The 13,205-nt window shown below is 62.1% G+C and carries 5 protein-coding genes; 2 read left to right on the forward strand and 3 right to left on the reverse strand.

Annotated features, from left to right (window positions below; genetic code table 11):
- Nucleotides 1–38 precede the first annotated feature (38 nt).
- Nucleotides 39–8,702, reverse strand: coding sequence for a glycoside hydrolase family 94 protein (locus QMG46_RS02925; protein WP_281850959.1), 8,664 nt, complete (start codon nucleotides 8,700–8,702; stop codon nucleotides 39–41).
- Nucleotides 8,703–9,041: 339 nt separating this feature from the next.
- Between QMG46_RS02925 and QMG46_RS02930 the strand changes: the two genes are divergently transcribed.
- Both QMG46_RS02930 and QMG46_RS02935 read left to right on the forward strand, forming a co-directional pair.
- Nucleotides 9,042–9,302: a TonB-dependent receptor gene (locus QMG46_RS02930; protein WP_281850960.1), complete on the forward strand. Its 261-nt coding sequence runs from the start codon at nucleotides 9,042–9,044 to the stop codon at nucleotides 9,300–9,302.
- Between the two features lie 73 nt (nucleotides 9,303–9,375).
- Nucleotides 9,376–11,130 carry an alpha-L-fucosidase gene (locus QMG46_RS02935; protein WP_281850961.1) on the forward strand — a complete coding sequence of 585 codons (1,755 nt, stop codon included), beginning with the start codon at nucleotides 9,376–9,378 and terminating at the stop codon, nucleotides 11,128–11,130.
- A 166-nt stretch (nucleotides 11,131–11,296) separates the two neighbouring features.
- Here QMG46_RS02935 and QMG46_RS02940 read toward each other — a convergent pair whose 3' ends face one another.
- Both QMG46_RS02940 and QMG46_RS02945 read right to left on the reverse strand, forming a co-directional pair.
- On the reverse strand, nucleotides 11,297–12,061 hold the full coding sequence (locus QMG46_RS02940) for a LytR/AlgR family response regulator transcription factor (protein ID WP_281850962.1): 765 nt from the start codon (nucleotides 12,059–12,061) through the stop codon (nucleotides 11,297–11,299).
- The gene (locus QMG46_RS02945; protein ID WP_281850963.1) at nucleotides 12,058–13,173 is read right to left on the reverse strand and encodes a sensor histidine kinase; all 1,116 of its coding nucleotides are present in this window, start codon (nucleotides 13,171–13,173) and stop codon (nucleotides 12,058–12,060) included. The genes QMG46_RS02940 and QMG46_RS02945 overlap by 4 nt, the downstream gene beginning before the upstream one ends.
- Nucleotides 13,174–13,205 lie beyond the last annotated feature (32 nt).

Consider the following 13,205-nt stretch of genomic DNA (forward strand, 5'->3'; position numbering starts at 1 on the left):
TTTGGAGACTCCCTGAAGTCGCGGCCGTCGCACCGTACCTAACCGCCACGCCGATGATGAATCTCGATCAGATGATCGCGCCCATCATCGATCAATACGATCTCGTCCCCGTCCTGAATCACGCCATCTACCGCGATCTGCTGTAAACCCGTGCCCGCCGCGGTCTGCCACACCGTGGCGTGATAATCGGTTTCACGAAACCGGTAGCGCAGCTCGAATATCGTCCACTCCGCCGGCAGTACGGGGCGAATCTGCAAACGCTCCCCCTGCAGATGGAAGCCCAGCAGGGATTCGACGATCAAGCGATACATCCAGCCTGCCGAACCGGTGTACCAGCTCCAGCCGCCTCGACCGATATGCGGATCGGCACCATAGACATCGGCGGCCACCACGTACGGCTCGACCTTGTAGACCTCGATCGCCGCCGCGCTGTCGCCATGGCTGACCGGGTTGATCATGCGCGTCAGCTCCCACGCCCGCGTGCTGTCGCCCAGCGCGGCGAACGCCATGGCGGCCCATACCGCCGCGTGTGTGTATTGCCCGCCGTTCTCGCGCACACCCGGCACATAGCCCTTGATGTAGCCAGGGTCGAGCGCCGAACGATCGAACGGCGGTTCCAATAGTTGAATCAGCCCTGCCTCGCGGCGGACAAGATGCTCATCGAGCGAAGCCATCGCCTGACGTCGGCGCTGATCGGAGGCGGCGCCGGACAGCACCGACCAGCTCTGCGCGATCGAATCGATTCGGCATTCGTCGTTCGCCGCTGATCCCAGCGGCGTGCCGTCATCGAAATAGGCACGTCGGTACCAGTCACCATCCCAGCCGTGCTGCTCGAGATTGTCGCGCAGCAGCGACGCCTGCTCCTGGCAACGGTCGGCAAACGCTGCATCGTTGTAGCCCCGCGCGATATCGGCAAACTGCTCCAGGGTGTCGTACAGGAAAAAACCGAGCCACACACTCTCGCCTTTTCCTTTCTCACCGACACGGTTCATGCCATCGTTCCAATCGCCGCTACCGATCAGCGGCAAGCCATGCACACCTCGCGCCATGCCGTGCTCCAGGGCCCGCACGCAATGCCGATACAACGTCTCCTGCAAGGGCGAGTGTCCCGGCAGATCGTAATAAGACTCTTCGCCCGGATTGAGCGGTCGGCCATCGATGTAGCCCACTTGCTCGTCGAGCACGCCCGTATCGCCGGTAACACGCACGTAGCGGCTGGTGGCCAACGCCAGCCACAAGTAATCATCGGAACATTGCGTGCGCACTCCGCGATCCAGCGGTGGATGCCACCAGTGCTGTACGTCGCCTTCAGGGAACTGATGAGCCGCGCATTGCAACAGATGCTGACGTGCGTTGTACGGCGTGGCGTGAATCATCGCCATGGTGTCCTGCAGCTGGTCGCGATAACCGAACGCGCCACCCGACTGGTAGTAGCCGCTGCGCGCCCAGAATCGACAGGCGATCACCTGATACATCAGCCAGCCGTTGACCATGACGTTGATCGCCGGATCGGGCGTGTCCACCTGTATCCGACCCAGTGTCCAGCGCCAGTGCATGCGTACGGCCTCGAGCGCGTTCGCCGCCGCCTCCGTGCCACGGAATCGTTGTACCAGTTCGGTCGCCGTCTTGGCGTCATATCCCGCGCCCAGCTGAAAGACGATCTCGTGGCTGGCGCCTTCGTCCAGATCGAAACCGAACTGCATGGCTCCGCAAGGGTCCATGCCGGCACCGACGCGACCGGAGAGCCGCGCCTGCGCCATTGCCGCCGGCGCGCGCAGGCTGCCGTTGCGACCAAGAAATTCGCTGCGGTCGCCGGTGACGCTACAGCCGGACTGATCGACATCGAAGAACGCCACCCGACTGGGAAAGTCCATCAGATAGGCATTGCGTGCAAACAGGGCACCGGTGACGGGATCGGCCTCGGTCACCACATGCATGGCCGATTTCTCGCGCAGATCGCCCAACACCCATTCGACATAGCCGGTGGCGGACAGTCGACGTGGGCGGCCCGATGCATTGTGAATCTTGAGTACGGAGAACTTGATCGGCGCATCCAGCGCGACATACACCCATAGCTCGGTGCGAATGCCATCTTCCTGATGTTCGAACACGCTGTAACCGAAGCCGTGCCTGACCACATAGGCGCCCGTACCGCGCCGCGGCATCGGCGTCGGCGACCAGTAGTGCCCGCTCTCCTCGTCGCGCAGGTAAATCGCCTCGCCGCTGATGTCCCCGACCGGATCGTTGGCCCACGGCGTCAAGCGGAACTCGTGTGCGTTCTCGCTCCAGGTGTAGGCACCACCGCTTTCCGAAACGATGGTGCCGAACAGCGGGTTGGCCAGCACGTTAGCCCAGGGAGCCGGTGTCGCCTTGCCCGGCTGCAACGTCATGACGTATTCGCTGCCGTCGGCGGTGAAGCCACCGTAAGGATTGCGCAGAATCAGTTTCTCCTGCGCAGGCTCCGATACCGCTGCCGGTTCCGACGCCGTCTGCATGATGGATATGCGGCTTGGATCGAATCGTGGCAGCGGCTTTTCGGCACGACGGCGATGAACCTGCTCGGACAAGCTCCCGCGCGTGTCGCTGATGACGATCCGCGCGACCGATTGCATGAGAATGCGGTCCTCACGCGACAGCTGTTGTGCGGGGCGTACGAAGATGCCACCGGGGCGATCGATCAGGCTGGCCTCGATGCCCGAAGCGATCAATCCCATGATCAGATCCTGTAGATGCTGGCGATAACCGGCATGGTCCTCGTTCCAGATCACCAGATCGACCGCCAGGCCTTTCAGACGCCAATAGGCATGCGCCTGCACCAGCTGGCGCACCAGTTCGATATTGGACGAATCGGTGATCTGCAGCAGGACTATCGGCAGATCGCCGGAAATCGACTGACCCCATAAACCCGACTGGTTGCGGCGATTCTCGATCAGCACCGCTGCTCCGGCGCGCAGCGACGCATTGGCGTAGATGATCGACGCGGCCATCTGTTCGTACAGCCGCGCGTCCGACAACGACGCATTGAGCTGGCGCAGCAAGACCTGACTATGCGTCCAGGCAAGGTCGAACACGCGGTCTGCCAAGTGTCGATCGCGATATTTATTAATCAGGTACAGGCAACCGTCGCGACTATCGCTGACGCCAGAGACGAAATCGATGGTCGCCGACTGTCCGGCATCGAGCGTAATGCGACAGCGGATCGCAACGACTGGGTCGAGCACCGAACCGGCGCTGTCGGAGAGCAGGCCTTGCACATCGAGCGGCTCGTCCATCGCCGCCGGATACGTAATGCTGCGGCCACGGCCGATAAAACGCGCGCGGTCGGTTTCATACGAGATCGCATCCACATCGCAGCCGTGCGCCGCCAGCAAATGACACATCCACGGTACCGCTTCCTGGGCCTCGCGCGGCCGGCGCGTGCAGATAATCGCCTGCAGAGACTTGACCAGCTCGGTCTGCACAAACAGGTTGCTGAAGGCCGGATGCATCGCATCGGCCATGGCCGGTGCGAGCACCACTTCGGCATAGCTGGTGATCTCGATGGTCCGCCGCACGCGTGCGCGATTGGTGACGCGGATGCGGCGCAGCTCGATGTCGTCCTCTGGCGACACCACGATTTCGGTATGCGCGTCGAAATCGCAGGCACGCACGCGAAACTCGGCGCGCGCATCGGAGAAGATCGCTTCGTAGCTCTCCGGCCGCTTCAAGGTCGGCTGGTGCGTGCTGGACCAGAACTCGCCGGTGGCGACATCCCGCAGATAGCAGAACATGCCCCAGTTGTCGCAGGTAATGTCTTCGTGCCAGCGCGTCACCGACAGATCGCGACAACGGCTGTAGCCGCCGCCGGCGCTGCTCACCATCACGTGATAGCGGCTGTTGGAGAGAAGCTGCACGGAGGGCCGCTGCCGATCCGGGTCGGTAAAGACCCGTAACTTGGTTTCGGCTACGCGCACGGCTGTGTCGACGGCGGAGAAACCGGATGCATGCAGATATTCTGCAGCGGTCTTCGGCAACCGCTCCTGCAGCAACAAGGTGGTGGCCTGGAACTGCGGATCGGACTCGAACCGTCGCTGCATCGGCCGATCCAACAAGACGCTGGCCAGCGACAGCAGGCTCATGCCCTGATGATGGGCCATGTACGAACGAATCACCGCCGAGGTCTGTCCTCGCGGTAAACGAGCCGGGGTGTAATCGATCGCTTCATGCAGACCGAAACGCCCTGCCGCGCCTTCGGCCGTCAACCGCTGCAGGTTTCGGCAAGCCGCTTCAGGCGCCACCATCATGGCCAACGCGGACGCATAGGGCGCAATGACGATGTCTTCGCCCAGGCCGCGCTTGAGTCCCAGGCCCGGCACGCCAAACGCGCGATACTGATAATTGAGCTGCACATCCAGCACGTTGTAACCGGATTCGGACACGCCCCAGGGCAGGCCCAGCTGATGTCCATACTCGATCTGCCGCGCTACCGCGGCGCGGCAGGTCTGGTCGAGCAGCGTACCCTCGTAGCTCGGCATGACCAGCAGCGGCATCAGGTATTCGAACATCGAACCGGACCAGGACAGCAGCACCGGCACGCCGCCGGTGGTGGTCAGCAGGCGTCCAAGAGTGAACCAGCCCTCTTGCGGCAACTGCCCCTGCGCGATCGCCACAAAGTTGGTCAGGCGCGCCTCCGATGCCAGCAGGTCGTAGTAGCTCGCATCCAGCCGGCGCTCGTCGACGTTGTAGCCGATCGAGAAGAGATCGCGACGCTTGTCGTAGAGGAAACTGAAATCCATGATCGCGAACGAGCCGGCGAGCTCGGCCAGGCGTCGTGCGCTGTCAACGCGCTCACCGGCAAGCCGGCGCACTTCGGCGACGCCTGCCGCGCTGGCATCGACCCAGGCACCGGCATCGAGCTCCGCCAGTTGCCGCCATGTCGGCATGTCCGGCAGGCTCGTGGCATGACTGCGACCTGGCGGAAGCACGAACAGCTCCAGTTCGCCCAGGATATCCCGGCATTGCGTCAGCAGAGCCTGCCGCCAGAACGCGACATCGCTGCCTTCGGGTGCGTCGATGCTCCCGGCGAGATGTTCGGCTTGATGGAGCAGCGTATGCATGCACGTCACCGCCGCAGTCAACGATGTCGGCGGCGCGGACAATGCCGCGTCGAGTTCGTGCTGCCAGGCGTGCATGTTCTGATCGCTTAAAGCCGCAAGCAAGGCTTCACGCAGTACGTCCGCGGTGTCGCTCAGACCGGAAAGCTGGCGAACCTCGAATACCGGGCTGTCGGCAAGCGCCAACAGACCCGGTCGCAGGGTCAGCAGATGGCCCGCGAGATTGCCACTGTCGACGGTGGAAACGTACTGCGGCGGCAAGGGCTGCAAAGTGAGCGTGTCGTACCAGTTATAGAAGTGGTTGCGATGCCGCTCCAGTCTGCCCATGGTCTCCAGCGTGGCGCCCACCCGCTGCAATAATCGCCCCGCGCTGAGGTAGCCAAAATCGTAGGCGGCCAGATGCGCCAACAAGGACATGCCGATATTGGTCGGCGAGGTCCGGTGCGCCGTTACCGCGGTGGGTTGTTCCTGGATATTGTCCGGCGGTAGCCAGTGATCCTGCTCACCCACGTGCACATCGAAGAAGGCCCAGGTCTTGCGCGATAGCGTATGAAGGAACCGCTTCTCCATCGGGTCCGGTACAAATACCTTTCGCGACGATGGCCTGCTGATCCACCAGGCGACCGCCGGGGACAGCAACCAAAGCACCAGGAACGGACTCGCCACAGCCAGCGAGGCCGGCCGCGACAGCAGCCATGCCGCCGCCAATACGCCGAGCAAGGGACCGATCCACATCAATCGATAAAGCCCGCGCAGGGCATTGGTGCTGGTCCGCTCCACCTCGCGCGAAGGATTCCATTGCAACAACCGGCGCCGACTGACCAGCATGCGCCACAATGTCCGCGCGATGGCATCGATGCTGTAGAACGCCTCGTGCGGTAGCCAGATCAAACCCAACGCGGCACGCGTGAAATGCTGGGTCGACGATCGCGTCGCCGCCGTCAGATGCTGATCGAGCGAAACGTCATGCGGCTTTTGAAACAGCTCGAGCAACGATGCCAGCAGCGGCTGGATCAGCACCAGCGCAAGAATGGCCACGGTCCACGAGAACGCCTGCGGCACGCAGATCCACCCCACCAGAAGCAGGATCAGGGTGGACGGCGGCACCAGGCTGCGTCTCAGGTTGTCGAGAATCTTCCAGCGCGATAACGCAGACAGCGGATTGCGTTCGATACCACCGTGCTGGGTCGGCGACCACGGGAAGATCCAAGGCAGCAGCTGCCAGTCGCCGCGAATCCAGCGATGGCGACGGTTGACGTCCGCACTGTAGCGCGAAGGATATTCCTCATAGAGCTGAACATCGCTGAGCAAGCCGGAGCGTGCATAGCAGCCTTCGACCAGATCGTGACTGAGGATGCGGTTATCCGGGAAACGGCCCTCGATAGCCTGCTCGAAGGTATCGACCGCATAGATGCCCTTGCCGATGAACGAGCCTTCCTGAAACATGTCCTGATACACATCGGACACCGCATGCGTATAGGGATCGATGCCGGCCTCGCTGCCGAACAACTCGGCATAGGCCGAACGTGCCGTGCTCGGCAGACTGATGCCGACACGCGGCTGCAGAATGCCGTAACCCGACGTGACCCGACGCTTTTGGGCGTCGTATGTCGCCATATTGAGCGGGTGCGCCATCGCACCGATGAACTGCCGCGCCGCATCCCTGGGAAGCTGCGTATCGGTGTCGAGCGTGATGACGTAACGCACATGCGTCAGCACGGCGATATCGCCGACGACCAGCGAGAAGCGCTCCTGACCCGAGCCGCTCAGCAGCGCGTTGAGCTCCGAGATCTTTCCGCGCTTTCGCTCGTAACCCATCCATGACTGCTCGGCCGGATTCCAGCGACGAGGACGATGGAACAGGAAAAAGCGATCCTCTACTGCATCGGAATATTTCTTGTTCAGGGCATCGATGCATTCACGCGCATGAAGCAATAACGCTTCGTCCTCGTCTTTCACTTCGACCGGTGCATCCATGAAATCGGTCAGCAGACCAAAGTGCAGGTGCATGTCGCGGTTGGCAAGAAAGCGGACCTCCAGGCCTTCGGTCAGATCGTCGATATCCCGCACACTGGCGATCAGCGTGGGCACGACCACCAGCGTGCGCGCATGTGCGGGCACACCCTCGGAGAAATCCAGGCGCGGAAGCACGCTGGGCGATATCGTCAATGTAACGAGCAGATCCACCAGGCCGATAGCCAGGCGGCTGGTCATCAACAGCGTCGGCAAGATCAGCCAGCCCATGAGTGCGGCCCGCCAACCGTTTTCGTGCGCGGCGACAAGGAACGGAAAGGCCAGCAACGCCGTCAGCAGCACGACCAACCCGAGGTACATCGATAGCGGTGCCCGCTGCAGCACACGTTGCCAGGTATCGCCCAGGCTCGTACGCGCGTCGATGTGTCGCTTGAGCTGCGGCAGCCCTTTGTCGATCAGATAGAACCCCACGTGGTTACGCGCGTGGTTGCCGGCGCTACGTGCCGCGTGGGTTCTGGACAATTCCACGGCGGCACACGCCACGGCTTCCTCGGAGAGCGGGCTGCAGCGCGCCAGCTTTTCCACGACGTGCCGGTAATGGTCGCGTGTCGAGAAATCCATGGTGCCGTAGACACCCGTCGGGTCGTCGCTCAACACCTTTTCGACCACGCTCGTGCTTTCGACAAAATCACGCCAGTCCGTCGCCGACAGCAGGCGCAGGCTGTTGATGCTGTTGCTGATCGACACCTGATCGGCAGCCTGCTGCTGTGCCTCCACTTGCACGAGGCGTTCGATGCTCAGCCCCGCCTCGGACAACCGTTGCTCGATCCAGGTAAGCGGCAAGGCCAGCGCCGGGCTCTGGCCCTGCAACCGGCGAGCGAGCTCGGCCACGAACGAACTCGCCATGGGCGGATCGGAGCGCGCCATATCGGCGACAGCAAGCACGACGCTCTTGGGGTCGCGTTCGGCGACCTCGGCCATGCGCTCGGCCCAGTCGACGGCAAGGTTGCGGTCATTCCAATCGGCAATGACGCGTGCCGCAACCCGGCGCAGGTTCTCGATCAAGGCCAGCCGCAACATGATCGGAATGGCCCACAATTCACCTAGCGTCAACGGTGTGACGGCCTGATAGGAAGCGACAAAACGGCTGAGGCTTTCGCTATCGACCCGGCCATCGCCATGCGAAATGGTTTCCAGCGCGATGTCGTAGACACGCGGGAGGCCGGCCGATGACCCGTTCGCCAGACGCGGCAATTCCCTGCTATAGCCCTTGGGTAGATGCTTTTGCGCGGTACGTATCTGCTCTTCGATCAGATAGTAGTTATCGAGCAGCCATTCCGCCGCCGGCGTCACCCGCCGGCTGGTCAGCGTTGCAGCAGTGAGCATTTCGCAGCTGCTGACCAGAATGGCTTCGTTGTCGGCCAGGCGGGCCAGCAGGCCATCGGCCTCCGAGTCGGGACTGAGCTGATGTTGCCGCGCCAGTTGCCCGCCATGGCGCTCCATCTGATCGGCACTGAACAGCTCCGAGCGGAGCGCATGTTCGTACTCGAATTTCCGATGCGACGCGCGCCAGCGACGAAAACCCAATTCCAACCGCCGCAAACGAAAGAACGCGCGCATACGAAAAATGTCCATCGATTCCCTGACTCACCAAAAGGGGTGAGAGCCGTGATGTGTCGGAATGTCCATATGGACTGCTGACGAGCTGCGATACTGAGGATCTATCTCGCGGTGCGTACCGTCGGCACCATCGTCGCTCGTCCGCTATGGTGGACACGTTGCACGTATCAGCAGCGTGATGTCGTGTCGGCCCTGCGGGCTCGGCCGCGCCCTACGACGCTTTATTAACGGACTGAAGCGCATGTTAGGCGCACATGGAAGCCGCTACAGGCCATTGGCCGGCAGAACTGCGGTTTGCGTTTTATCGCCCTGAGTTTTCTCCGGCCCGCCGGAGTAGCGGGTAGTCGCTCGCTCATGGCCCACCTTCACGGGCTCGCACTCGAGGCATCCACCATGGCCATCGTCACCGGCAAAACCGAGAACGGCTTTACCTACGAAGCCGAGTACGAGCAGGCAAAGTCAGGCCGCATCAATTGGACCGCCACCTATCGGCGCAGCGGTGACTTCTGCGGCATGCGGCATGGGCGCGTCGAAGAATCGGTGGATACCCCGCCAGCGCAGTTGGATGCCGCCGTAAAAAGCGATATCGAAGATACCTGGGTTCGATCCAGCTGATATCTGGCGGTCGCTTGATCTCTCCATGAGATTGACATTCAATCGCTCGTTCACGACATCGGACGAGCCATACATGGGAAAACGCATCGTTGCATCGGCACTGGGCGTGTTGTGCCTGGCACAGCTCGCCTGGGCGGCACCCACATCCAGACCACTCGATCAGCCGCAACCGCCGACAGGCGCGGGCCCGAGCGCGGACACGGTCAAGGCCTGGCAGGATCGCAAGTTCGGCATGTTCATCCATTTCGGCCTGTATTCCCTGGCTGGCGGCGTGTGGAACGGCAAGCGCGTCGACAACGGCTACAGCGAACAGATCCTCGCCAATGCGCCGCTCCCGCCCGAGCAGTACGAAGCATTGGCCAAGCAATTCGATCCGGTGCATTTCGATGCCGATGCCATCGTGGCGCTGGCCAAGGCGGCGGGCATGAAGTTCATCGTCATTACCGCCAAGCACCACGACGGGTTCAACCTGTTCCGCACCGCGCAAACGCCATACAACACAGTCGACGGCACACCTTATGGGCGAGACATCGTCAAGGAGCTGGCCGATGCTTGCGCACGTGGCGGCCTGAAGTTCGGCGTCTACTACTCCACCATCGACTGGCATCACCCGGGCGGCAACAACTATATCGAAGGCAACAGCAACCCGATCACGCCCGCGCAGGAAGCATTCAATGTGGCGCAGCTCAAGGAGCTGCTCGGCCACTATGGACCGATCGCCGAAATCTGGTTCGATATGGGCAAGCCCACGCCGGCGCAAAGCAGGCACTTTGCGCAAACCGTGCATGCACTGCAGCCGCAAACCATGATCTCCGGGCGCGTCTGGAACTACCAGGGCGACTTTGCCGTGATGGGCGACAACAGCGAGCCCGATGTCGGCATGGAGCTGCCCTGGCAGGCGCCGGCATCGATGTTTCCACAGACCTGGGGCTATCGTTCCTGGCAGGTGAGGGACGATGTCTCGGGCAAGATTCGCGAGAACATCACCCGACTGGTACGCGTGGTCAGCCAGGGCGGCAACTACATTCTCAATATCGGCCCCGAAGGCGACGGCTCCGTCGTGCCTTACGAAGCGCAGGTGCTGCATGGCATCGGCCAGTGGATGCAGCGCAATGGAGAGGCTGTTTACGCCACCCGCAAGCAGCCGTTCCCGGCATTGGACTTCGGCTATGCCACCGTCGGATCGCATGCGCTCTATCTTTTCGTAAGCAAGATGCCGGCCGACGGTCGGCTGCATCTTCCTGGCGTGACCGACACTGAGTTCGGCCGCGCTTACCGCCTGGGCTTTCCCGGCACCAGCGTCGATGTACAGCATGAAAAGGACGGTGTCAGCGTTACGCTCGATCGTCTTTCAGGCTGGCCCGGGACATCGGCTGGCGACATCGATGACTTCATGCCGGTCGTCGTGTTGCCGTTGAAAAGTGCGCTGCATGTGCGCCCTCAATCCGTTGCCGCAGCGGCCGACGGCAGCATTCACTTGCAAGCGGCTCAGGCACAGCATTACCTCAATTACAACGGCGAGGGCTATGAAGCGCCTGCCACGTTGTACAAGCTTGCATGGCAGGCCGATGCGAGTGCGCCGAGCTACACGGCTACGATTCAGTACGCGGCGACATCGAAGCCCGCGCTATGGGATCTTTGGATCGACGGCAAACGCTATTCGGTGAGCAGCGACCCTGGTGTTGCCTCGCAGACGATCAAGGTGAGTCACGATCGCGCGGCGCATCCCTATGCGATGCAGGTGGCGTTGACGCCTGCTGCGCCGTTCAAGCAGGGGGAGGCTTTGCCGGTGGCGATAAATGCCGTGGAGTTGGCACCTGCAAAGTAAGGGCTGCAGGCTCGCTTCGCCTCGCCTCTTGCGCCCCCTCACCCCAGCCCTCTCCCCCGGCAAAGCCAGGGGAGAGGGGGCACATTGAGGCAAGCTTGAATCTTGCGCGCTTTCAGCTCCCTCTCTCCTGGCTTCGCCGGGGGAGAGGGCTGGGGAGAGGGGACTCTCAACGCCTATGCCCACGAGCCAACCCAGGCAACGCATCAGCCAGCCCACCGATATACGTTCGACTGGCACGCAACGGCGTACCGTCACGCAAGCGCAGCAACGCATCACGATTGGCGAGATATTTCACCTCGACGATACGATCGATACGAACGATGGCCGAACGATGCGCCCGCACAAAGTGCTTGGAATCGAGCCGCCGCGCAAGCCGATGCAGCGGCTCGCGCACAAGATGCGTTTCTTCACCAACATGCAGCACCGCATAATCGCCATCGGCCTCGATCCAGTCGATATCGACTACGTTGACCAACACCAGCTTCATGCCGACGCGTACTGCAAAGCGCTCCAGCAAGGTCGTATCTTCCTCCAACCACATATCCGTCGATGCCACTGCACGACCACGATAGGGCATGGCCTGTCGCGCACGATCGAGCGCTTCGGTGAAACGCGTGTCGTCGATAGGTTTCAGCAAATAGTCGATCGCACGCAGTTCGAACGCGCGGATCGCATAGCTGTCGTAAGCGGTAAGCATGATCGCCATCGGACGTTCATCCGCCGTCAGCATCGCCAACAGATCGAGACCGCTAACGCCCGGCATCTGCACATCGACAAAGGCAAGGTCCGGCCGCTCCTTGACGATGCCTTCGAAGGCGCTGCCTGCATCGGCGTATTGGCCGATCACCACGACATCATCATGCCCGGTGAGTCGCGCGGCCACCCCGCTCCTGGCCAGGGGCTCGTCGTCGATGACCACCACCCTCATCATCGAGCGACATCGAGCGGCGTTGCGCTCGCCTCCGCTTCGCGAAACGGGATATCGATCATTACGGTGTAATGTCCGTCTTCGCTCGCTGTCGATGCGAAACGATGATTGCCCGGATACAGGTTCTCCAGACGCTCGCGGACATTGCGCAAGCCGATCGCCAACGAATGATCCGCACTGTCGGGCTTTTCCGATTCACCCGATCGGCAACCTTCATTGGCGACACGAAGACATAGATGGCCGCCATCGCGAAACGCCTGGATGTCGAGAGCGCCTGGTACGGTGCGCGGCGCGATCCCGTGACGTATCGCATTTTCCACCAGCGGTTGCAGCAGAAGGTAAGGCACCAGCGCACCCATCAGCTCCGGCCCGAGATGCAGCCTGACCTGCAAGCGCTCGCCCAGGCGTGCCTTTTCGACATCGAGATAGGCCTGGGTCAACGCCAGCTCGTCGGCCAGTGCGACTTCGTGCGCCGCGCTGCTTTCCAGCGTGGCACGCAAGAAGTCGCCAAGCCGGGCAATCATGCGGTTCGCCTCGCGATTGCGCTGGCTGGCGACCAGCGCGGAAATGGCATTGAGCGTATTGAACAGAAAGTGCGGATGCAGCTGATAGCGCAACGCCCGCAACTCGGCGTCCCGTGCATGCGATATCGCCCGTTCGGTACGTTCCTGGGCATATCGCAGTTCGGTGTAGTGCGCCACCACGGCATGGATAGCGCAGAACGCAATCAGCGCCAGCCAGCAGCCGTCCAGTCCACTGAAAATCATCGGCAACCGGTACGTCGGCACCTGCCCCCAGCCGACGGCCATGGAGAGCGCGATCGCATTGTTGATCAGCGATAGCAGATAGGTAACGACGAGCAGGATGGTCGCCGTCTTCCACCAGGACACGCGCCGCTGCCACAGCCGGCGCTGCAGCAGCGTCAAGGGCAGGCTCCACACCACATAGGCTGCCAGGTAGAGCGCACGGTATGCGGCCGAATGCCCGCGACCGAGATCGGGCAAGGCCATTACCACCATGCACAAGGTGATCGGCAGGCCGGCCAGGATCGGCAGCCACAGCGGCGGCGATACCGGCGCGACAGCCGGCTCGATACTCGGCGAACGGCCTTCCACCTGCCCTCTCCCTGTTTTCGATGGGCGCTAAG

The sequence above is a fragment of the Dyella sp. GSA-30 genome (genome assembly GCF_027924605.1).
In the GTDB taxonomy this organism is placed as follows: Bacteria; Pseudomonadota; Gammaproteobacteria; order Xanthomonadales; family Rhodanobacteraceae; genus GSA-30.

Excerpts from the sequence above, each read along its gene's own strand:
- QMG46_RS02925 (WP_281850959.1), bottom strand. The coding sequence starts at position 8,702 with ATGGACATTTTTCGTATGCGCGCGTTCTTTCGTTTGCGGCGGTTGGAA.
- QMG46_RS02940 (WP_281850962.1), bottom strand. The coding sequence starts at position 12,061 with ATGATGAGGGTGGTGGTCATCGACGACGAGCCCCTGGCCAGGAGCGGG.
- QMG46_RS02930 (WP_281850960.1), top strand. The coding sequence starts at position 9,042 with ATGGCCCACCTTCACGGGCTCGCACTCGAGGCATCCACCATGGCCATC.
- QMG46_RS02935 (WP_281850961.1), top strand. The coding sequence starts at position 9,376 with ATGGGAAAACGCATCGTTGCATCGGCACTGGGCGTGTTGTGCCTGGCA.